This is a genomic window from Actinomyces acetigenes (assembly GCF_031296635.1).
In the GTDB taxonomy this organism is placed as follows: Bacteria; Actinomycetota; Actinomycetes; order Actinomycetales; family Actinomycetaceae; genus Actinomyces; species Actinomyces acetigenes.
In genome coordinates, this window is the sequence record NZ_JASPFC010000011.1 from 53,180 (window position 1) to 75,053 (window position 21,874).

General features: G+C 67.2%; 18 protein-coding genes, 3 tRNA genes and 1 pseudogene. 9 read left to right on the top strand and 13 right to left on the bottom strand.

The features are described from left to right. Window positions 1-50 precede the first annotated feature (50 nt). Window positions 51-806, top strand: a complete 756-nt coding sequence (locus RIV14_RS06165; RefSeq protein ID WP_075371742.1) for a serine/arginine repetitive matrix protein 1 — start codon at window positions 51-53, stop codon at window positions 804-806. A 133-nt stretch (window positions 807-939) separates the two neighbouring features. Here RIV14_RS06165 and gltX read toward each other — a convergent pair whose 3' ends face one another. Beyond that, window positions 940-2,556: a glutamate--tRNA ligase gene (gene gltX, locus RIV14_RS06170; RefSeq protein WP_075371741.1), complete on the bottom strand. Its 1,617-nt coding sequence runs from the start codon at window positions 2,554-2,556 to the stop codon at window positions 940-942. 246 nt (window positions 2,557-2,802) lie between these two features. Here gltX and RIV14_RS06175 point away from each other — a divergent pair, with 246 nt between their 5' ends. After that, window positions 2,803-3,651, top strand: coding sequence for a hypothetical protein (locus RIV14_RS06175; protein ID WP_075371740.1), 849 nt, complete (start codon window positions 2,803-2,805; stop codon window positions 3,649-3,651). Window positions 3,652-3,791: 140 nt separating this feature from the next. On the opposite strand, the gene RIV14_RS06180 is transcribed toward RIV14_RS06175, so the two are convergent. The 6 genes from RIV14_RS06180 to RIV14_RS06205 all read right to left on the bottom strand — a co-directional run bounded on the left by RIV14_RS06180 (window position 3,792) and on the right by RIV14_RS06205 (window position 12,871). Then, entirely contained in the window at window positions 3,792-4,616 is an 825-nt protein-coding gene (locus tag RIV14_RS06180) for a fumarylacetoacetate hydrolase family protein (protein ID WP_075371739.1), read from the bottom strand. A 25-nt stretch (window positions 4,617-4,641) separates the two neighbouring features. Next, complete coding sequence (locus RIV14_RS06185) at window positions 4,642-6,246, bottom strand: alanine/glycine:cation symporter family protein (protein ID WP_075371738.1); 1,605 nt, start codon at window positions 6,244-6,246, stop codon at window positions 4,642-4,644. A 237-nt stretch (window positions 6,247-6,483) separates the two neighbouring features. Further along, a complete protein-coding gene (locus RIV14_RS06190; RefSeq protein WP_256694907.1) occupies window positions 6,484-7,932 on the bottom strand; it encodes an alanine/glycine:cation symporter family protein in 1,449 nt (482 codons plus the stop codon). A 32-nt stretch (window positions 7,933-7,964) separates the two neighbouring features. After that, complete coding sequence (locus tag RIV14_RS06195) at window positions 7,965-9,419, bottom strand: alanine/glycine:cation symporter family protein (protein WP_075371737.1); 1,455 nt, start codon at window positions 9,417-9,419, stop codon at window positions 7,965-7,967. Further along, on the bottom strand, window positions 9,416-10,960 hold the full coding sequence (locus RIV14_RS06200) for an alanine/glycine:cation symporter family protein (RefSeq protein ID WP_075371736.1): 1,545 nt from the start codon (window positions 10,958-10,960) through the stop codon (window positions 9,416-9,418). The genes RIV14_RS06195 and RIV14_RS06200 overlap by 4 nt, the downstream gene beginning before the upstream one ends. Window positions 10,961-11,083: 123 nt before the next feature. Continuing rightward, window positions 11,084-12,871 carry an oleate hydratase gene (locus RIV14_RS06205; protein WP_075371735.1) on the bottom strand — a complete coding sequence of 596 codons (1,788 nt, stop codon included), beginning with the start codon at window positions 12,869-12,871 and terminating at the stop codon, window positions 11,084-11,086. A gap of 157 nt (window positions 12,872-13,028) precedes the next feature. Here RIV14_RS06205 and RIV14_RS06210 point away from each other — a divergent pair, with 157 nt between their 5' ends. Continuing rightward, window positions 13,029-15,719, top strand: a complete 2,691-nt coding sequence (locus RIV14_RS06210; RefSeq protein ID WP_075371734.1) for a DEAD/DEAH box helicase — start codon at window positions 13,029-13,031, stop codon at window positions 15,717-15,719. On the opposite strand, the gene RIV14_RS06215 is transcribed toward RIV14_RS06210, so the two are convergent. The 6 genes and pseudogenes from RIV14_RS06215 to RIV14_RS06240 all read right to left on the bottom strand — a co-directional run bounded on the left by RIV14_RS06215 (window position 15,716) and on the right by RIV14_RS06240 (window position 19,450). Then, window positions 15,716-16,351 carry a GyrI-like domain-containing protein gene (locus tag RIV14_RS06215; RefSeq protein ID WP_075371733.1) on the bottom strand — a complete coding sequence of 212 codons (636 nt, stop codon included), beginning with the start codon at window positions 16,349-16,351 and terminating at the stop codon, window positions 15,716-15,718. The genes RIV14_RS06210 and RIV14_RS06215 overlap by 4 nt on opposite strands. Then, window positions 16,341-16,859: a PadR family transcriptional regulator gene (locus RIV14_RS06220; protein ID WP_075371732.1), complete on the bottom strand. Its 519-nt coding sequence runs from the start codon at window positions 16,857-16,859 to the stop codon at window positions 16,341-16,343. The genes RIV14_RS06215 and RIV14_RS06220 overlap by 11 nt, the downstream gene beginning before the upstream one ends. An 84-nt stretch (window positions 16,860-16,943) precedes the next feature. Then, window positions 16,944-17,204, bottom strand: coding sequence for a homocysteine S-methyltransferase family protein (locus RIV14_RS06225; protein WP_256699061.1), 261 nt, complete (start codon window positions 17,202-17,204; stop codon window positions 16,944-16,946). Between the two features lie 454 nt (window positions 17,205-17,658). Continuing rightward, window positions 17,659-17,910 (bottom strand): annotated as a pseudogene (locus RIV14_RS06230) (homocysteine S-methyltransferase family protein); the annotation flags it as partial. A 193-nt stretch (window positions 17,911-18,103) separates the two neighbouring features. Continuing rightward, window positions 18,104-18,478, bottom strand: coding sequence for a YccF domain-containing protein (locus RIV14_RS06235; RefSeq protein WP_075371730.1), 375 nt, complete (start codon window positions 18,476-18,478; stop codon window positions 18,104-18,106). Between the two features lie 51 nt (window positions 18,479-18,529). Beyond that, window positions 18,530-19,450 (bottom strand): ATP-grasp domain-containing protein, encoded by a 921-nt coding sequence (locus RIV14_RS06240; protein ID WP_070659229.1) that lies wholly within the window; start codon window positions 19,448-19,450, stop codon window positions 18,530-18,532. 180 nt (window positions 19,451-19,630) lie between these two features. Between RIV14_RS06240 and RIV14_RS06245 the strand changes: the two genes are divergently transcribed. From RIV14_RS06245 to RIV14_RS06270, 6 genes are all read left to right on the top strand, one after another. Beyond that, window positions 19,631-20,143 (top strand): hypothetical protein, encoded by a 513-nt coding sequence (locus tag RIV14_RS06245; protein WP_075371729.1) that lies wholly within the window; start codon window positions 19,631-19,633, stop codon window positions 20,141-20,143. Window positions 20,144-20,299: 156 nt separating this feature from the next. Next, a tRNA-Lys gene (locus tag RIV14_RS06250) sits at window positions 20,300-20,372 on the top strand. Window positions 20,373-20,420: 48 nt separating this feature from the next. Then, window positions 20,421-20,496 (top strand) — tRNA-Lys (locus RIV14_RS06255). A gap of 288 nt (window positions 20,497-20,784) precedes the next feature. Continuing rightward, on the top strand, window positions 20,785-21,009 hold the full coding sequence (locus RIV14_RS06260) for a hypothetical protein (RefSeq protein ID WP_178387824.1): 225 nt from the start codon (window positions 20,785-20,787) through the stop codon (window positions 21,007-21,009). Between the two features lie 155 nt (window positions 21,010-21,164). Then, on the top strand, window positions 21,165-21,641 hold the full coding sequence (bcp, locus tag RIV14_RS06265; protein WP_070659225.1) for a thioredoxin-dependent thiol peroxidase: 477 nt from the start codon (window positions 21,165-21,167) through the stop codon (window positions 21,639-21,641). Window positions 21,642-21,711: 70 nt separating this feature from the next. Beyond that, window positions 21,712-21,793: transfer RNA gene (locus RIV14_RS06270), tRNA-Leu, on the top strand. Window positions 21,794-21,874 lie beyond the last annotated feature (81 nt).

Here is a 21,874-nt window from a genome sequence, read left to right on the forward strand (position 1 = left end):
TCACCACCAGGAGAGCCGCATTGCCTCATTCAGCACAGCACCATCGCCAGATGTTCCTCGCCCGCACCCCCTCCAGGGCTCGTCGCCTCGCCCTGGGAATGTGCCTCGCAGCCAGCCTGGCGCTGAGCGCCTGCGGCCCCGCCCACAAGGGGCAGCTGAGCGTCGAGCCCGCCGGCGCCTCCGCCGAGGCCTCCACCGAGGCCAGCGAGTCCAGCTCGCCCACACCGTCCAAGTCACCGAGCCCGAGCGCCTCACCATCGACGCCCTCCCCCTCGGCAACGACATGGACGGCACCGAGTGTCACCATCTCCAGCGAGGACTCGTCGGTCTGGACGCACGACGACGAGCGCATCAAGAAGGACTCGGCCGGCCCCAACGGGACTATTGACGGATACACGGTCAACGCCAACCCCGCCTGCTTCGGCTTCGTCTCCAGCGACGCGGAGGAGAGGTACTACACCCTCCGAGGAGTCGGAGACGACATTCAGTCCAAAGCGGCCCTCAAGGGCCAGCAGACGATCTTCTCCGGATACCAGACGACACAGGGACCAAACCCGGTGGAGGCCGTCCGGGACGACAGCGGAACCTTCCCGGGCTATGAGGAGACCTTCTCCGTGACCGTCAACTTCTCAGACGCCCCCAACACGCCCATGGATGGATACCGTTTCGACAGGCGAGTGGGAGAGAAGGGGTTCACTTTCGAGGTCATGCTGCTGTGCCCTCAGGGCTCTCTCATCGGGCTGGATCAGTGGCACACGATTCTGGGAGGCATCCGGATCCAGGGAATCGACGCCGGAGCCATGTAGCCGGCCAGCGCGGCCCGCAGAAGAGCGGGACGGCTGGTGCGGTACTGCACTCGGCTTTGCACTGGTGGGGTCGGGACGCCCGCACTCAGCGCCGCGTCCCGGCCCCACCGGCTCAGTTCATCGTGCAGTCACCTCACCCGAGCCGGGCCCGAAGAGCCTTCAGCCTGTTCAGGGTGGAGCTGCTTCCGAGGATCTCCATGGACTCGAACAACGGCGGAGAGACCTGTCGCCCGGTCACCGCGACACGCAACGGGCCGTAGGCCAGACGCGGTTTGATCCCCTCGCCGTCGGGCATGCCCCGCCCCTCGACGATGGCGGTCTTGAGGGCCTCCTCCAGATGGTCCTTGTCCCACTGCTCAGGGCTGAGCCCCTCCAGGGCGCTGATGCCCGCCTCCAGCACGTCTCCGGCCGAGGCCTTGAGCTTGGCCAGGGCCTTGTCGTCAACGACGAGATCGTCGTCGGACACGAAGAGGAAGCCGAGCATGTCGCGGCTCTCGCGCAGCAGCTGGATCCGCGTCTGGATGAGAGGGGCAGCCTCGTTGAGGATCTCCTGCTCCCGAGCAGTGAGCTTGTCGAAGGAGTCCGCTGAGACCAGTGGCACCTGAGCGGTCTCTCCGGTCGGGTCGGGGTAGGCATCGGCGAGGTAGGGCACCAGCCGGTCCCGGAAGTCGGCCTCCCCCAGCGCACGCACCTGCTCGGCATTGATGGCCTCGCACTTCTTGGGGTCGAAGCGGGCCGGGTTGGGGTTGACGTCGTGGACGTCGAAGGCCTCGATCATCTCAGCAGCGGAGAAGACGTCGCGGTCCGCGCTCAGTGACCACCCCAGGAGGGCCAGGTAGTTGAGGAGCCCCTCGGGGATCATGCCGCGGTAGCGGTGGATGAGGAGGTTGGACTGCGGGTCCCGCTTGGACAGCTTCCGATTGCCCTCCCCCATGACGTAGGGCAGGTGACCGAACTCGGGAACGACCCGAGCCCGACCGATGTCCATGAGGGCCCGGTAGAGGACCACCTGCCGCGGAGTGGAGGACAGCAGATCCTCACCGCGCAGAACATGGGTGATGCCCATCGCGGCGTCGTCAACGGGGTTGACCAGGGTGTAGAGGGGCTCACCGCCTGCGCGCACGACGACGTAGTCCGGCACGCTACCGGCCTTGAAGGTGATCGGGCCGCGGACCAGGTCGGTGAAGGTGATGTCCTCCTCCGGCATCCGCATCCGCAGGACGGGCAGGCGCCCTTCGGCGCGGAAGGCGTCCTTCTGCTCCTGGGTCAGATCGCGGTCGAAGCCGTCGTAGCCGAGCTTGGGGTCCTCGCCGCGCTCACGGTGACGGGCCTCGATCTCCTCGGAGGTGGAGAAGGACTCGTACAGGTAGCCCGCCGCCAGCAGCTCGGCGGCCACCTCCTTGTACAGGTCCATGCGCTGGGACTGGCGGTAGGGCTCATGAGGGCCGCCCTTACCCACGCCCTCGTCCCAGTCCAGGCCCAACCACGTCAGGGAGTCCAGGATGGCATCGAAAGACTCCTCGGAGTCACGGGCGGCGTCGGTGTCCTCGATCCGGAAGACGAAGGTGCCACCGGTATGGCGGGCGTAGGCCCAGTTGAACAGGCAGGTGCGCACCATGCCCACATGAGGGGTTCCCGTAGGTGAAGGGCAGAAACGCACGCGCACAGACGATGAGCCCTGCCCCGGAACGCCGGAGGCGGCTACGGGCTCAGGACGGAAGGCGGATGAGTGATCACTGAGTTCAGGCATGATAGGTCCAGGATAGTCCCCTCAGGCGCCGCTCAGGGAACAGGGTGGGTAACCCCCTGAAGGGGGTTACCCACCATTCCGAGAGATGGGGATCTCACCCCATCGCACTGCGCACACGGACGAATTAACGTGCCACCCATGAGAACATGATGTCGCCGCCAGGAAGTCCTCGCGGCTTCCACCAGAGGTGTTGACATCCCCAGCCCGTTCGGGAAGACCCCCGACTCACCGTTCCTTGGAGGCCTCATGTCCCCGTCCCTGCATCCCTTGGCGCGTTCCGCCAACCGCCGCCGATCGGCTCTCAGACTCCCTCTTGTCGCTGGGCTCAGCCTCGCTCTGGCCGTCCCGGCTCTCGCTGCGTGCCAGGACGAGTCCGGCCCCGCGCACCCCAGCGCCTCCAGCAGTGCGTCATCATCCGCTGAAAAGTCGGGCAAGAGCACGGAGCCGTCGGGAAAGCCCTCCAAGGGAGGTAAGAACAGTAACGTCGAGTACGTTCCTTCGTGGGAGTTCCCGCAGTCCCACTCCGGTTGGAAGGTAACCGTCTACGACACCGACGGCAAGAACAGAATGGAAAAGTCGAACGGATGCGTGTTCTCCGCGACGCAGAACCTGTACGAATCAAGCGGGGAAGGCGATCGCGCCGAGTCGGACTATCAGGCAGAAGCCTTTATCACCGCCTATCAGAAGCCGGACTTCACGAACGTCTCCTTCGAACCCACCAAGGACGATTCCACCCTGGTCAAGGACACCGATGGTCACGGCATCGAGACCAGACGGCTGGATTTCACATACACCGGTACGGAAGACCACAAGGACTACAAGGTCACCAGGGTCGTCCGTGTATTCAGCACGGTGGGCACACCCGTTATGCTCCAGGCGGCGTACGCCTGCCCTGCTGACGCCTACTCCTCCAGCGAGATGGAGACGCTGTTCAAGGCCACGCCGATCAGTAACCCCGGCCCAGCCGACATGGATGAGGCCGGGCCCGACAACGGATCTGGCAAGGACTCCAAGAGTAACAACAAGGAGAAGAGCGATTCAGGCGACAAGAAGAGCGACGAGAAGGGCTCGGGAAGCTCTCCCAAGGACACCTGATCGGGCCCGCGGCTCCCCTTGAGCCGATGAGCAACACCGGTACTCACCGGTTATGGGTGGGGTTCTCGGGGCATGCCTGAGAACCCCACCCATCGTCATCGGGGCGAGGACTCCAGCTCCTCGGCACCAGTCACATTGCCTCAGCGACGGACCACCGGGTTGGAGAAGAAGCCGATGCCCTCGACCTCGACCTCGACGCGCTGACCGGCGCGGATCTCGCCGACTCCCGCCGGCGTTCCAGTGAGAATGACGTCGCCAGGCAGAAGGGTAAAGATCGTCGATACGTAGGAGACCAGCTCGGGAATCGTGCGGATCATGTCCGTGGTCCGTCCCTCCTGGACGAGGCGGCCGTCGACCCGGGCGCGCACCATCGCGTCGCTGGGTGAGAAGAGCGGCTCGCGGCCGGGCTCGGGAACCTCGATCCACGGCCCCAGAGGGCAGGAGGTGTCGAAGGCCTTGGCCCGCACCCACTGCGGCTCGGCGCGCTGGCGGTCTCGGGCCGAGACGTCGTTGGCGACCGTGTAGCCCAGGATGACGTCGTCGGCGTGGTCCACGGGAACGTCCTTGGCGAGGGTCTTGATGACGACGGCGAGCTCGGCCTCGTAGTGAACCTCGTCGCTCCAGGAGGGTAGGACGATGGGAGCATCCGGGCCGATGACGGAGGTGTTGGGCTTGAAGAAGACGACCGGGTCGCGCGGTGGCTCATCCTCCCCCATCTCGGTGATGTGGCCCGCGTAGTTCTTCCCGATCCCCACGACCTTGGAGCGCGGGATGACCGGCGACAGGAGCCGGGCCTCACGCAGCTCGACGACCTCCCCGGTGGCCTCGGGCAGGGAGTAGAGGGGGTCTCCCTTGAGGACCAGGAGGTGCCCGTCGGACTCGCCCGAGGCGGTCTGTTCCTCGGGCAGGCCCTGGACGATGCCGTAGCGGGGCTCGTCACCGGTGGAGAAGCGCGCGATCTTCATGGGCCTCAGCCTAGCGCTGTTGGGCTCAGCTGCCCGAGGCCTCCTCGAGCGCGGCGCGACGCTCCGTGATGGCGGCGTGGGCAGCGCCGTCGGCGGCCCAGACGTCTCCGGGGAGCGTGCCGGGCAGGTAGGGGTTGTCGGTGGCGATGAAACGGATCTCGTCCTTCTCACCGGCCTCGACGGCGCGGCGCTGGGCCTCCCAGTCGCGCAGGGCTCCGAAGGCCCAGCTTCCCAGGGCGAGGATGGAGACCATGTTGATGACGGCCATGGCTCCCATGACGAGGTCGGACAGGTTCCACACGAAGGTGAGGGGGGACAGGGAGCCGACGGCGGTGGCCACGATGATCATGGCGCGCAGGGCGTAGTGCTTGTGCTGCTTGCCCTGGAGGTAGTCCATGTTGACCTGGGCATAGGTGTAGTTGCCCAGGAGCGAGGAGTAGGCGAAGACGAAGACGATGGCGACCATGAGGTACTGCGCCCAGCCGCCGAGCACGTTCGCGACCGAGGCGGCGGTCAGGTTCTTGACGGCGTCCGCAGCCGCTTTGGCTGCCTCTTTGGAAACGTTGGGGCCTGCCGGAGTGTAGACCCCGGAGAGCAGGACGATGAGGGCGGTGACGGTGCACACCACGATGGTGTCGACGAAGACGCCCAGGGACTGCACGAATCCTTGCTGGACAGGATGGGCCACGGTGGCGGTGGCCGCGATGTTGGGGGCTGAGCCTTCACCGGCCTCGTTGGAGAACAGGCCTCGGCGGGTGCCGTGGAGAAGTGCGGCGGTGAATCCCCCGGCAACACCGGCGAAGGCCGCATTGATTCCAAAGGCGCCCTCGAAGATGGAGAGGATCGCACCCGGGATCGCGCCGATGTGCAGCACCAGGATGGTCACGGCGATGAGGGCGTAGATCACCGTCATGATCGGCACGAGCCACTCCGAGACGGCAGCGACCGACTTGATGCCCTTGAAGATGATCGGCGTGGTGATGACGACCAGAGCGACAGCGGTCATCCACGGCTTGATCTCGAAGGCGTCCTCCATCGCGTTTGAGATCGCATTGGCCTGGGTGGCCTCGTAGGCGAAGCCGAAGACGAAGGTGATGACGACGGCGAAGACCTTGGCGGCGGGCTTGGACCCCAGGCCGCGCTGGATGTAGTAGGCGGGGCCGCCGCGGAAGGTGCCGTCGGGGTGGGTGACCTTGTAGAGCTGGGCGAGGGTGGCCTCGATGAATCCGGTGGCCATGCCTACCAGCGCCACGAGCCACATCCAGAACACGGCGCCGGGGCCGCCCATGGTGATGGCGAGGGCCACGCCCACGATGTTGCCGGTGCCCACGCGGGAGGCCAGCCCGACGGCGAAGGCTTGGAAGGAGGAGATCCCGCCCTCCTTGCTGTCACGGGAGGAGGTGATGGCCCGCACCATGTAGGGGAAGAGCCGCAGCTGCACGAATCCGGTCCGCACAGTGAAGTACAGGCCACCCAGCACAAGCAGCCAGGCGAGCAGGTAGAGGAACAGGTACCCGGCGGCATCATCGAGGATCTTGGCGCCACCGTCGAAGAAGCGCTCCAAGGAGGCGACCCAGCTGTTGTCTGCACTGGATGTCGCACTGGTCAAGGAAGCCAGAACCGGTTGCACGTGAGAACCTCCGTAGGGGGTGGGATGACGGCGCGGGCGGGGTGGGCAAGAGGCGCGAACCAGCACGGGAACGGTCCGTACCGGAATACACGTCCCGTCCACGTCTCCCTCCTTCGGGAGGGGCTGGCACCGTATTCGCGAAGGCTACGGATACAGTGTTTCGATCCGGTGACGGCCCCGTGGCACTGCTGCCACACGAACACGAAGCGGAGTGGCGCTTCCCACGGGAGCACCGATCTACCGGCCGGTCGAGTACTCCCATGCACCTTCCGGCAGGGGCGCTGGAAGGTACTGGGAGTCCCCGCGGAAGACCGGTTGACCGCCCTCCGACGTCGACATGCCCCGCCTGGCCTCCCAGTCCCTGAGTGCACCGACGACCCACCGGCTCAGAAGCACCAGCGCCACGAGGTTGATGATGGCGCCCAGCCCCAGGAGCACGTCCGCCAGGGTCCACACGGTGGTCAGCTGCTGCACGCTGCCGACGCCGGCGCAGATGACGGCGCCGATCTGGAGCGCGCGCGAGATCCCGGGACGGTCGGTGAGGTAGTCGAGGCAGACCTGGGCGTAGGAGAAGGCCCCGATGATGGTGGTGTAGGCCAGGACGACGATGAGCAGCGCCATGGGCCAGCGGCTCCACTCCCCTACGAGGTGGGCGATGGCGTCCTGGGTGAGGGTTCCCGCGCTCTCCTTGGCGCTCACCCCGGGGTGGAGGACGTCTGCGCCGGCGACCAGGATCGCCAGCGCCGTCGCCGTGCAGACGAACAGGGTGTCCACCACGACCCCGAAGGCCTGAATGAAGCCCTGCTGCACGGGGTGACTCACGGTGGCCGAGCCCGCGGCGCAGGCGGCCCCTCCGAGCCCAGCCTCATTGGAGAACAGGCCGCGGCGCACGCCGTTGAGCAGCGCGGCGGTCAGCCCGCCGGCCACGCCGCCCAGTCCCTGGCGCAGGCCGAAGGCGCCCTCGATGATGGAGCACAGCGCCTCGAAGGCCTGGGCGGGGTGGGTCAAGAGGATGGCCAGCACCAGCACCAGGTAGGCCAGCGCCATGAACGGGGCCAGGTACTCCGCCACGCGGGCCATGGCGCGCAGGCCTCCCAGGAGGACCGGGGCGGTCAGGGCCACGACGAGGACGGCTCCCAGGCTCGGCGAGAGGCCCCCGGCCCTATGAAGGGCGACGGTGATGGCGTTGGCCTGCACCATGGGCATGACCAGGCCGTTGGCGATGAGGAAGACGACGGCGAACACCCCGCCCAGGATCGGCAGCCCCAGTCCTCGCGAGATGTAGTAGGCGGGGCCACCGCGGAAGGTGCCGTCAGGGCGACGCACCTTGAACAGCTGGGCGAGTGTGGCCTCGCTGAAGGCGGTGGCAGTTCCCAGGATCGCCACGAGCCACATCCACAGCACGGCTCCGGGCCCGCCCAGGATGAGCGCCAGCGCGACCCCGACGATGTTGCCGGTCCCCACCCGACAGGCCAGTCCGACGGCGAAGGCCTGGAAGGAGGTGATGCCGCCGTGGCTGCCGTCGCGTGAGCCGACCACTGAGGCGGCGATCGCGTCGGTGTGCCGCAGCTGGACAGCCCCGGTTCTCACGGTGAAGAAGATGCCCGCGCCGATGAGGAGCCACATGAGGCCCCAGGAGTAGAGCATGTCGGAGACGGAGGTCAGGGCGGCGTCGACCTGATCCATCCATGAGATGCGCCCCAGAGGTGACATGATGATCAGCCCCGCTTCGCCACGTCGTCGGGCTCCCAGATCCCGGGGACCACGTCTCCGGGCAGGAGGGAGTTGCCGTGGCCCACGAAGGCAGGCTCGGTGATGCCCCGGGCGCGCTGGGACTCGAAGTCCCGCAGTGCTCCGATGACCCAGGGGGCCAGGCGGACGATGACGACGAGGTTGAGCACCCCCAGGAGCCCCAGGGCGATGTCGGACAGGGCCCAGACGACGGGCAGGGTCAGGACGGTGCCGACGAAGGCCGCGGCGGTCAGGACGATCCCGAAGATCTGCTCGGCCCGGCGTTCTCCGCCCAGGAAGTTGACGTTGACCTGCGCGTAGGAGTAGCAGCCCAGCACCGTGGAGAAGACCAGGACGAAGATGAGTACCACCATGGGCCAGGTGGTCCAGGCACCCAGGTGCTCGGCAACGGCCTGCTGGGTGAGGATCGCTCCAGCCAGGGAGCCGTCGCCGGGGTGGTAGGCCTTGGTGGTCAGCAGGATGAGTAGGCCGGTGGCCGTACACACGAGGATCGTGTCGACGAAGACGCCGAAGGACTGGATGAGGCCCTGGCGCACGGGGTGGGCAACGGTCGCGGTGCCAGCGGCATTGGGGACGGTTCCGAGCCCGGCCTCGTTGGAGAACAGCCCGCGACGCACGCCGTTGAGCAGCGCCGCGAGGATGCCTCCGGCGGTGCCGAACAGGGCCTGGTTGAGGCCGAAGGCCCATTCAAAGACGCTCGCCAGGACTTCGGGGAGCCTACCGATGTTGAGGATGATGACCACCACGGCCATGAGCACGTAGGCCAGCGCCATAAGGGGGGCCAGCCACTCCGCGATACGGGCCACGAGCCGGACCCCGCCCAGGACCACGGGAGCGGTGAGCAGAACGAGGAAGACCCCGACCATCCAGCCCGAGACGCTGGGGACGGTGGCGGTGATGACCTCGGCCAGCGAGTTCGTCTGCACCATGACCACCGTCACGCCGACCGAGACGATGCACATGGCGGCGAAGATTTTGCCCCACAGGGCCGATCCCAGACCGTTCTTGATGTAGTAGGCCGGGCCCCCGCGGAAGGTGAAGTCCCGGCCGCGTTCCTTGAAGATCTGGGCGAGAGTGGACTCCACGAAGCTGGTGGCCATGCCGATGAGGGCGACGACCCACATCCAGAACAGGGCTCCGGGACCGCCGGCCACAATGGCCAGGGCGACTCCGGCGATGTTCCCGATGCCGACGCGCGCGGCCAGCCCCACGGCGAAGGCCTGGAAGGAGGAGATACCGCCCTGCGCACTGGAGCGGGACCCAGGCAGCGAGTTGACCATGGTGCCGAAGTGGCGCAGCTGAACCAGGTGGGAGCGGGTGGTCAGGTAGATGCCGACCAGGATGAGCAGGGCGGCAAGAAGGTAGGTGTAGAAGAAGTTGTCGACGGAGTTGAGCAGGTTCTCGATGCTGGTGAGGTTCATGCGTCTGCTCCTGTCGAGGCGGCGGGCTGGCTGCTGGCTGGGGTCGCTGCGGGAACGTCGTCGGCGGTGCTGTCCGCCTCGGTCAGGCTGGCCCGCTCACCGGCCCAGACGTCACCGGGGAGGTCACCGGGCAGATAGGGGTTGCCCACGCCGTTGAACAGGGGGACGACTCGTCCTGCCGAACGCTGGGCGTCCCAGTCCCTGAGCGCCCCCACGCCCCAGCGGGCGAGCCAGATGAGGGCGACCAGATTGGTCAGGGTCATGACGGCCATGGTGATGTCGACGGTGTTCCACACGACGGTCAGAGAGGCGAGGGCCCCCAGCCCAGTGGAGACCACTGAGACGAGTCGGGGCAGCCAGCGCCACTCGGGCCGCTCGGAGATGAAGGTCATGGAGACCTCGGAGTAGGTGGCCGCGGCGATGATGGAGGAGAAGGCCAGAACGAAGATGACGATAGCCATGGGGATGGCCGTCCAGCCGCCGAGGGTGGCGGCGACGGCGTCGGAGGTCAAGGTTGCCGCGGCATCGGTGGTGAGTTTGCCCGCCTCGACGAGAACGGGGCTGTAGACCCCGGAGACCAGGATGATGAAGGCGGTCGCGGTGCACACGATGATGGTGTCGACGAACACGCCGAGGGACTGAATGAGCCCCTGCTGGACGGGGTGGGCCACGGTGGCGGTGGCAGCGGCGAAGGGGGCAGTGCCCTGCCCGGCCTCGTTGGAGAACAGGCCGCGGCGGGTCCCGTTGGTCAGGGCGGCGATGATGCCCCCGGTCATCCCTCCGGCGAAGGGTGTCGGGCCGAAGGCCGAGGAGACGATCGTGACCACAAGCCCCCAGAGCTGGGTGATGTGGAGGGCGACGATGATAACGGCCATCACGACATAGACCAGCGCCATGATGGGCGCCATCCACTCGGTGACGCGAGCGACCCGGCGCACTCCGCCCAGGATGACGAGGGCGGCCAGCCCCACCAGCACCGCTGCGGCGGCGCTCGGGGGCAGGTGCAGTGGGGAGTCCGGGCCGATGACCCCGGCGACGGCGTTGGACTGGACCATGATGATGGAGAAGCCGCAGGTGAAGATCGTCAGTCCCGCGAAGACGACACCCAGGGGCCGGCTACGCATCCCGCGCGCCATGTAGTAGGCGGGCCCGCCACGGAAGGAGCCGTCGGTGTGGCGGACCTTGAACATCTGGGCCAGGGTCGCCTCGAAGAAGGCCGTGGCCATGCCGACCAGGGCGACCACCCACATCCAGAAGATCGCACCGGGGCCTCCCAGGATGAGGGCGGCGGCCACTCCGAAGACATTGCCGATGCCCACGCGGGCGGCCAGGGAGATCGTGAAGGCCTGGAAGGAGGAGATGCCTCCTTGAGCCCCGGAACGCGATCCGGCCACCTGGCGGAACATGTCCGGCAGGCGGCGGAGCTGCACGAAGCCAGTGCGGACGGTCAGCAGGATCCCGGTACCGACAAGCACCCACATGGTGATGTGGAGCGTGATCCAGTCCGAGACCGCCGCGAGCTGAGCGGCGAGGGCATCCATGGGAGATTCAGCCTTTCACGGTGTCGCGACAGGTGGGGACGGCCCGCATGCTCTCATGAATCGCCCTCGTCGTCACAGCGAACCCTTGAGCGCCGTCTTGCCGAGCCGCCCCGCCCGGCCCGATCAGGGAAGGATGTCCTCGTAGTACGTGCCCCGCAGGAAGCGGTTCAGAGCCTTCTCGCCGGGGAGCTTGCCGTCATTCATCGTTTTCGCAGCCGCCAGCAGTGCACGGACGTCGTACTGAGCGGGCCAGATCGGAGGAACGTCTCGGTCGAGGTCGAGCAGCCCGTAGACGGCCATCATCGCCGTGCGTGCCGATCCCTCGGTCGTGAAGACGCAGTCATCGGGCGTCTCAACGAACTGCCCGAGAAGGCCGAGATTGACGCAGCCATCCGGAATCACCTCGGGCCTGTCCCCAGCACGTCGAGGCATGAAGAAGGAGGTGATGTAGGGCATCGTCGCCAGGCGAACCTTGGTGCGCCTCTTGATCTCCTCGAACTGACCGATCAGGCCGAAGTGGTAGCAGTACTCCTTCAGGACCTCCTCACCGGTGCACTCGATCATCGGCTTACGCACGCAGTTCCCCAGGGCGTGCGGATAGAGACCGTAGGCCCAGGCCACGCCCCAGTCCTTCGGTTGAGCCCGGAACTGGGGCTGACGATTCATGGTCAGTGACAGGCACCAGCCTGAGTCCTCCGCGGTGATGATGCCTCCGGTGACCGTGCGGCCCGACAGGGGATCGTTGCCGGTGAGCTCATGGATCTTCTTCAGGAAGGGGTGGTCGGCCCCGATGAAGCTGAAGGAGACGGATTCCCACACGGTCTTGTGGGGGTCGGAGCAGAACACGTCAGGGCGGCCGAAGACCGCTGACTTCTTCGCGAGGTTGCGCCACAGTGTCCAGGCGCCTCCGGGCTGGTCGGTGAGGAAGGGAGGAACGGTGTCCATATCGCCGTAGCCGGTGGACTCGGTGCACGAGCCGATGGTGGCCAGGACAAGATCCTTCTCGGCGACGTCGATGGTTCCCTCCTGCCCGTCGGTTCGATGGAAACGAATACCGGTGACCACCTTGCGCCCGGAGGTGATGATCATCTCCAGGTCGTCGACACAGGTGTCGTACTGGAAGACCACACCCTTGTTCTTCAGCCAACGGGTCAGCGGCAGGACGAAGGACTCGAACTGGTTGTAACGCGAGAAGCGCAGACAGGACAGATCGGAGAACCCGGGGAAGTACTGAAGGAAGCGGTGCATGTACCGCTTCATCTCGGTGAGGGACTCGTACTGCTGGAAGGCGAACATGGTCTTGAACAGCGTGTAGAAGTTCGAGGCGAGGAAATCGGCGTCGAACCAGTCCTCAATGGTCTTGCCGTAGGTCGCCTCCTCCTTGGCCATCAGCAGCTTGATGACTGCACGCTGGCCCTTCTTGTTCAGCCCCATCTTGTAGGTGTCCCGACGACGCCCGCAGTGGTGGATCACCCGGCACGGGTCGATGTTGGGGTCGTTCTCGTTAACCGTGCGGAACTCGTCAAGGACGGTGTAGGGCTCGGGCATCTCCAGTGCCGGGATCTCACGCATGATGTCCCAGAAGCACTCGAAGTGCTGGCCCATCTCCCTGCCCCCGCGAGCGATGAAGCCCTTGTCGGTGTCCCCGGCGCCGTCGAATGAGCCGCCGGGGACGGCGAGCTGTTCCAGGACGGTGATGTTGCACCCCGGCATGCGCCCGTCACGGATGAGGAAGGCCGCGGCCAGCAGGGCACCGATGCCCGAGCCCACGAGGTAGGCCCTGCGCTCGGCAATATCGGCCGGCGGAACAGGGTGGTTCTGGGTGTAGAGGCCGAGGTCGTTGTGGACGAACGGGTTCCCGTCCGGTGAAACGGGGTAGGTCCGCTGGTAGGTGGGCACGGTTCGCGTCATGGTCTCCTCCTGGGAGCAGCCGGATGTCACTTGTTGATATGTCCGTGAACGCCGGCGCGGCAACGGTCGGCCGGTGCGGTGCGGGGCACTCACACTGTATGCCTGCCTCCTGGGGTCTTGCCCCGCTGTCGCACCATCTCCATGAGAGCATGTCGCCATGACGGCCCCTGCACTGAATGCGATGCTCGACGCCCTCATCCCGGCTGACGATCCCGAGCGCGTCCCCGAGCCCGAGGAGGTCTATCTGGCCTTCTCAAGCTGGGCGGAGGCGACCGGCCGTCCCCTCTACCCGCACCAGGATGAGGCGCTCTCAGAGATTCTGGAGGATCGCCACGTCATTGCCGCCACCCCGACCGGCTCGGGCAAGTCGATGATCGCGCTGGCCGCCCACACCGCCTCCCTGGCCCGCGGTGGCCGCTCCTACTACACGGCCCCTCTCAAGGCCCTGGTCAGTGAGAAGTTCTTCGAGCTGGTGCGCCTGTTCGGGGCGGATAACGTGGGCATGGTCACCGGGGACACCTCCATCAACGCCGCCGCCCCGATCATCTGCTGCACCGCGGAGATCCTGGCCAACCAGTCCCTGCGCGAGGGCGAGGACATGGACGTGGACTGCGTCATCATGGACGAGTTCCACTACTACGCCGACCCGCAGCGCGGCTGGGCCTGGCAGGTGCCCCTCCTGGAGCTGCCCCAGGCGCAGATGGTGCTGCTGTCGGCAACGCTGGGCGACGTCTCCTTCTTCGTGCGGGACCTGCGCGAGCGCACGGGCCGCGAGGTCGCCGTCGTCGACGACGCCGTGCGGCCGGTGCCGTTGGAGATGGAGTACGTCGTCGAGCCGATCGGTGAGCTGCTTCAGCGCCTGGTGGAGCAGGACAGGGCGCCGATCTACGTCGTCCACTTCTCCCAGAAGGAGGCGGTGGAGCGGGCGACCTCCCTGCTGAGCGTGGACCTGGTGCCCAAGTCCCGTAAAGCCGAGGTGGCGAAGGCACTCGGTGACTTCCGCTTCGGGAGCGGTTTCGGGGCCACGCTCTCGCGGCTGCTGCGCGCCGGGATCGGCGTGCACCACGCGGGCATGCTGCCGCGCTACCGGCGGCTGGTGGAGCGTCTGGCCCGCGAGGGACTGCTGTCCGTCATCTGCGGCACGGACACGCTCGGGGTGGGGATCAACGTGCCGATCCGCTCGGTGGTCATGACCTCCCTGGTGAAGTTCGACGGTTCCAAGGAGCGTCACCTCACCGCCCGCGAGTTCCACCAGATCGCCGGGCGGGCGGGGCGCGCCGGTTTCGACACCCGCGGCTACGTCCTCGTCCAGGCCCCCGAGCACGTCATTGAGAACGCCAAGGCGCTGGCCAAGGCCGGCGACGACGAGCGCAAGCGCCGCAAGATCGTGCGTAAGAAGGCCCCTGAGGGGCGCGTCAACTGGACGGACAAGACCTTCGAGCGGCTGCGCGACGCGGCCCCGGAGACACTGACCAGCCAGTTCCAGGTCACCACCACCATGGTGCTCAACCTCATGGAGCGAGCCGGCGATCCGGTGGCGGCGATGGCGGGCCTGCTGGAGCGCGCCCACGAGCCCGAGGCCCAGCGGCGTCGACACGTGCGCCGCGCCCTGGAGATCTACCTGTCGCTGCGCACGGCGGGCGTCCTGACGCACGTCTCCAGCGCCCAGGCCGCCGCCGACGGGCGCCCCCGGCTGCGCCTGGCCGTGGACCTGCCGGCCGACTTCGCCCTCAACCAACCCCTGGCGCCCTTCGCCCTGGCGGCCATGGACCTGCTGAACGTGGAGGCCCCGGAGCACACGGTCGACGTCGTCAGCGTCGTCGAGGCCACCCTGGACGATCCGCGCCCGCTGCTCTACGCCCAGCAGCGCGCCGCCCGCGGCGAGGCGATCGCCGCGATGAAGGCCGAGGGCATGGACTATGAGGAGCGCATGGCCGCCCTGGAGGAGGTCACCTGGCCCCAGCCGCTGGCCGACCTGCTCTCCCCCGCCCTGGAGATGTACAAGCAGGCCAACCCGTGGATCGCTGAGCACGAGCTGGCCCCGAAGTCGGTGGTGCGCGAGATGGTGGAGAACGCGATGACCTTCTCCGACCTCATCTCCCGCTACGAGCTGGGGCGCAGCGAGGGCGTGGTGCTGCGCTACCTGACCGACGCCTACCGGGCGCTGCGCCAGGTCGTGCCCGAGGAGCACCGCACTCCCGAGGTCGTCGAGCTCATCGACTGGCTGGGGGCGCTCGTGCGCGCTGTCGACTCCTCCCTGCTCGATGAGTGGGAGGCGCTCGGCCAGGCCCAGGCCGGCAAGGCCGGCGAGGCCGCCGGCCTGCTGGAGGGTGACCGTCCCGGCGCGGACGACTCGGCCGGGGTGGAGCGGGCCTTCGGCGCGGACGAGGACGGGACGGTGGCCTTTACTCGCAACCGCCACGCCTTCCGGGTGGCGGTGCGCCGGGAGATGTTCCGGCGCGTGGAGCTCATGGCGCGTGACGACGTCGAGGCCCTGGGGCGCCTGGACGTCTCCTCAGGCTGGGGCGAGGACCGCTGGGACGAGGTGCTGGGCCGTTACTGGGACGAGTACGACTGGATCGGCACGGACACCTCGGCCCGGGCGATCTCACTGGCGCCACTCGACGAGGCCCCCGATGAGACGGCCCTGGCGACCGCCGGGGTCAGTGAGCGCCTGCGCGAGGCCCTGGAGGCCTCCGGCAGGCAGGTGTGGCTGGCCACGCAGGTCCTGGAGGATCCCGACGGCGACCACGACTGGCGTCTGACGGCCCTGGTGGATCTGGCCGAGTGCGACCGGGAGGGGCACGCGGTCGTCCACCTGCTGTCCGTGGGACCGCAGCAGGGTTAGTCCACCTCGGGGGTGTCCGCGACGGGCCTGACCGGCTGGCGCAGGACGGTCTTCATCCTCTCCGGCGCCACGCGCCTGGGGTCGCTGAGGTAGATCTCGTGGTGGGGCCCGTTCCAGGTAAGCCCGAGGCGCGGCATGACCTCGTCGTGCAGGCGCGCCAGGGTGGGGGCTTCGTCGTCGTAGGTGCCCACGTGGAGGATCTGCAGCGACCTGCCCTCGCTCAGGGGGAGCTCCTTGAGGGCGGTGATGGGCAGCTCGGGCTTCTTGCGCGCGGCCTGTGCCAGCCCCTCGGCGATGTCCTGCGAGGAGACCGCCTCGGGCAGGGGGATCATCATGGTCCAGTCCCACTCCCCCTTGTCACCGGCGACGAAGGCCGCATTGTCGGCGCTCGTCCACAGTCCTTCCAGGGGCCCGACGACGAAGTCGTCGCCGGTTCGTTTCTTCAGTACGGCGCGGATCGCGTAGGCGCCGGCGTAGAGCGCCTGGATCGCGGTGGCGTAGACCGGTGAGGTGTTGGGGTCGCCGTGGCCGTCGATGGCCAGGTAGGTCATGGCCGATACGTCCACCTCCGTGAAGTCGGCCTTTCCCGGCAGGTACAGGTCCTTGCGGTCCTTCTTGATATCAGTCCTCATCACTGTCTACTTTCTTCAGGAGGGATCGGGTCCAGGTGAGATCCGCCTCCTGGCGCAGGATCTCGTAGTCAAAGATGGCCAGGGCGTGCTCCTCGTCGACCTGGGCGCGCAGGGCGCGCAGCTCATCGAGCCTGCCAAGGAGCGCCTCGACGCGCTGCTCGAGGAGGGCCACGAGCGCGGGATCGTCGAGCCGGGGGTAGGCGTTGAGCGCCGGGAGCACGCCTGCGGAGGGTGGTGCCGGAGAGAGGACACGTGCACTGGCTGCATTCCTCAGCTCATGGCGCCCGGCGTCGGTCACGCGGAAGACGGTGCGCCGCCCCTGGGAGCCCTCGTCGGGCTCGAGGAGCCCCCGTTCCGACAGGCGCTTGAGGAGGTAGTAGACGGAGGAGAAGGCCAGGGAGGTCCACTGGCGGTAGCCGCGCTGCTCGATGACTCGGTCGAGGTCGTAGCCATGGCGCGGCTGCTCAGCAAGGAGCGAGAGGAGAACGATGTCGGCGTCCGATGACATGCCGTTACTCTAGCACTAGAGTAACGGCATGCAAGTCGGCCGCGGACTGATTCACCGGGGCGGCGAGGTCGGAGGGCTGCGCGGCTACGGACGGACCGCGTGGGCGAGCTGGCGGATCTGGGCTGGACGGGTGCGGCAGCAGGCGCCGACGAGCCGCGCCCCAGCGTCGATCCACGATGGCGCCAGCGCCGGGATTCCAGTCCCCTCGCCAGTGGAATGCCAGGTCTTGGTCACCGGGTCGTAGAGATCGCTGGCTGTGCTGTCTCCTCGCTTGTGAGACGTGTGAGTGTCATGACTTCTGAGACACTCGCTCGGACGGGAACCCGGGACAGGCTGGTGGTCCAGGAGGCGAGGGTGGGGCCGGAGGGAAGAGGTCTGGCGGGTCCTGGCAGGTCGCTGGTGTCCATGGTGCTGACATCACAGGCGCATCGGCGTTGCACACCGAAGAAGAACCGCAGGATTCCAACGATCCCCGCTGGGAACATTGACGCTGGGTCCGTTGATGTCAGCGCTGTGGACACCGGGCCGCGCGGGAGTGAGTCCGCGGGGATCTTGGTGGCACAGCCCGGCGCCTGCGCCACAGGTCCACCCCCATCCCCTGCCCCCTGACCGCCGTCTGCGCAGGGGCCCGGAGGTCATGGTTCGACGCCGGCTCCGCCCCGAGTCGGCCCGAGTCGGCCTACTCCACGAGGGTCGGGATCTACTGACCACGGGTTGTGCGTACTGCACGAAGGCCCCACCTACCCCCAGTACCCCCAACCCTCCTCCAGTAGCACCCCACCCTCGTGCAGTGCATCCAGACGACACCGGGGGCCACGCAGTTGATGCCGACAGCAACGACTATCGCCTCCTGCGCAGCCCAGGCCGCCGCCTTGGCCAGCGACGTGCCGTCAGCGAGGCGGGCGCCGTCGGAGCGCACCTGGAAGGAGACCCACCAGCACTCGGCCTGAGGGGCGAGGCCCTTAACCATGGCGACGAGCGCCTGCGCCTCGTCCAGACGCGGAAGCGTCTCCAGGGCGAACAGGTCGATCCCCTCCCCCGCCAGGACCTCGGCCAGCAGATCAGACAACCGAACTGGCTCGCGCTCCAAGGACGTGGCGGATACCGAAAGCGTTCGCATTGCGACACGGTATCGGAGGCTTGAGACGGCACCGGTAGCGTCTCGGGTGTGGACCCGGTGCACGTCTCCGCGAGCCCGGGCCGAGGGTCCCGACCCCACCGGCTACGCCATATGGCGCAACCTCTTAGCGGGTCTCGATGATCTGCTTGCCGAAGGGGAAGCAGGTGACGGGGATGAGCTTGATGTTGGCCACGGCCAGCGGGATCCCGACGATGGTGACGGCCTGGACCACGGCGGTGGTGAGGTGGCCGATGGCCAGCCAGAGCCCGGCGACGAGGAACCAGATGATGTTGCTGATCCCGCTCATGGCGCCGGCCCCGGGGGCCGGAACCACCTCACGCCCGAAGGGCCACAGGACGTAGGCGGCGATACGGAAGGAGGCGACGCCTGCAGGAATCGTGACGATGAACAGGCAGGCGATCAGTCCGAAGAAGAGGTAGCTGAGGAACAGCCAAAACCCGCCGAAGACGACCCAGATGATGTTGAGCAGCGTGCGCATGGCACCTATCTACCACACCTGGGCACCTGGAAGATGCCCGCGCCCGTGCGGTCACCAGAAGATGCGCTGAGCGATAGCGTCGGCGAAGTTGTCCAGCGCCTCCGGCGCCGCCCCGAGGTAGAGGCCCGCGTCGATCAGTGAGACCTCCATGAGGTAGAAACCGCCTTGACCGTCCCCGACGACGTCGACACGGTTGAACAGGAGCTGGATGTCCCGGCCGGAGATCTCCTTGATCAGCGCGTGGATGGCCTTGCGCACCCGTTCACCCCAGAGCCACTCCTGCTCGCTGGGTTCGCGCGCAGTGACGATCTCCTCGTGGATCTCGTCGGTGGACTTGAAAGAGGGGTGGAGCATCGGCGCCTTCTCCACCGCGTGGGACAGCACGCCGTTGAAGTAGACCAGCGAGACCTCGCCCTTGCGGTCGACCTCCTCGAGGTAGCGCTGGACCATGACGGTGCGTCCGCGACGCAGGTGGTGCATGGCGTCATTGATCGCCGAGGACCGGGAGGCGGCGTCGGTGGCGGTGTAGCGCCCGGTGCCGCGCCCACCCGAGGAGACGGCCGGCTTGACGACGAAGTCGCCATGGGCCGGGAAACGGGTGTGAACTTGGTGCTTGGAGTAGCCAGCCTCAGGCTCCAGCCACATCGTCGGAATCATGGGAACCCCCCACTCGCTCAAGCGGGTGAGGTAGTGCTTGTCCGAGTTCCAGGTGACGACGTCGGGGTGGTTGGCGAGCCGGGGCACCGACCGGGCCCACTGGAGGAACCGGGAGTAGTTGCCCTTGGTGGCGTAGTCGCGCACACTGCGCAGCACGACCGTGCCGGACTGGCTCCAGTCGATGCCGGGGTCGTCCCATACGGCGACCCGCGGCTCGATGCCACGCGCACGCAGAGCATCCGGCAGGCCGCGGTCATCGTCATCAAGGTTGGGGAAGTCGGCGCAGGTCGCCAGCGTCACGATCGGGTCGCTCATGCGGTCCACGCTACCGCGCGCAGGAGCGCGGTGAGAGCCGCAGACGTGTGACACTGAACCGCGCCCGCACCAGCGGATACGACTACCTGCCGGTTGAAGCGGCCAGCAGGTCTCCGTTCCGCAACCTTCGACACCCACGCCTTGCTCAGCCACTGCGTGCGAGGGTGCCACAATGCCGAGGTGACTTCTCAAACCCGCAAGCCGCGTACCACCGCCGCACAGCGCTACTGGGCGTCCATGGCCGCCATCGTCGTCGTGACCATCCTTGCCGCGGGCATACTCGGCGGAACCGTCTCGATGCTCACCGGAGCCCGCGCCGGCCGCAGCAGCATATGGGGCGGCATGGTGGTCGCGCTGGTCATGCTGGCGGGCTGGACCCTCGGCAGCCGCGTACGCGACCGCAAGAAGCTCGACCTGCCCCTGTGGCACCGCCTCACCGAGGAGCAGGCGGCCACGCTGAAGCAGTACCACCAGTGGTCTCGCACCGGCCGCATTGACCAGGACGACGACGTCGAGGCCACCCCCTCCGGGCCGAGCGGCCATCGCCGCAGCGCACGGACAGGCGCCGGCGCATCCAAGGCAGCGCCGTCGAGGAAGTCCTCCTCGCAGGGCGCGATGTCGAAGCGCGACCGTGCTCGCGCCGCCGACGTGCGCCGCCGCCGGCAGGACCGCGAGGATGGCCCGTCGCACTGAACGGGGACGCCGGGCAGCACCCACCACCATCACCCTTGAGACTTGCCGCACAATCGCCTGGTTTCGTGGATCCTGACTGGACGAAGCCCTCCTCCATCCGTAAAGTATTCCTCCGTCGCCCAGCGAGCCACGTCGAATGACGTCGCTGTGGTGGAAGCACCGCTAGCTCAATTGGCAGAGCAGCTGACTCTTAATCAGCGGGTTCAGGGTTCAAGTCCCTGGCGGTGTACGAATCTTCCAGTCCTTAGGGCCGGAAGAGCTGGTCACCACAGACCGAGCACCGCTAGCTCAATTGGCAGAGCAGCTGACTCTTAATCAGCGGGTTCAGGGTTCAAGTCCCTGGCGGTGTACCACGAAGGGCACGCGCTTCGCCCGGGATGACCCCGAAGGCACAGCAGCAGGCGCGTAACGGCGGTCGAAGACAACCGCCACCGCACTGAGAAGCATCTCAGGATGCCACCGTCTCATCGGTTCCCACGCCCTCGTGACCACAGTCTGCGACGGCGGCGCCAACCAGTCGCCGCACCAGAAGTCTTGTTCCGCGGGCACGCCGGTCCGGCAGATAGGTACCTGCTCCGGCACGCGCTGCTATCCCAGGCCCCACCGGGCCGACGACGTTGAAGGAAGATGAGGAGATACGTATGACACGCAACATCCACACCATGACCACCATGACGACTCCGGCCACTGGGCTGGCAGCCACGAACGCTCGGGCCGACGAGGCCGCCAGCAGGGAGCTCTTCGCTGCACGCGCGGAGCTCGCCTCGCTGGGGGCGACCGCCTCACCCTCGCGACTCGAGCGCGCGCTGGAGCGCCTGGAGGCGGCTCAGCAGGCCTCGCGACGAACGCTCGCCCAGGCCGCCTGACCCGGAGGTCTTACCCAGAGCTGGGTCGGGGCTCCCGTGGGACTGACGTCCTGAACGTTCGCCAGATCACGAAAGTAAGTTCTCGAATTCACTGCCGCTGGCACCGGAGGCGATGCAAGGATGAGTGCATCCGTCCAGCAGCCCGAGGAGGACCCATGACCCAGCTCGCCGCCGGTGACCGAGCCCCGGAGTTCACCCTGCCCGACCAGAACGGCCGCACAGTGACCCTTGGCGACCTTCGTGCCAGCACGAACAAGGGCGTCATCGTCTACTTCTATCCCAAGGCCTGCACTCCGGGCTGTACCAAAGAGGCATGTGACTTCAGGGACTCCTTGGAGGCGCTCGAGGCGGCTGGCTATGCCGTCGTCGGCGTCTCCCCGGACCCGGCGAGCGCGCAGGCCAAGTTCTCCAACCGCCACGACCTGCCTTTCCCCCTGCTATCGGATGCCGACCACGCCGTCATGGAGGCCTGGGGAGTGTGGGGAGAGAAGAAGAACTACGGCAAGGTCTACACCGGCGTCATCCGCTCCACCGTGGTGGTGGCCCCCGACGGGACCGTGACGTTGGCCCAGTACAACGTGCGAGCCACCGGTCACGTCAAGCGGCTGCGCGCCGCACTGGGTGTGGACTGATCAGAGCGCACAGGAACGGTCGCCGCATTCTGCCATCCGGGACTGGGGTCGGTAGAGTGGGCACCGCGCAGCGCGAGTGGCGGAATTGGTAGACGCCCCAGGTTTAGGTCCTGGTGCCTTCGGGCGTGAGGGTTCGAGTCCCTTCTCGCGCACAGATGTCAGTTCCCAGCACCACGAGGGTCTCCAGACGCGGACAAGAAGTTCTGTATCCTCCGCATGCTCCGGTCCCTGCC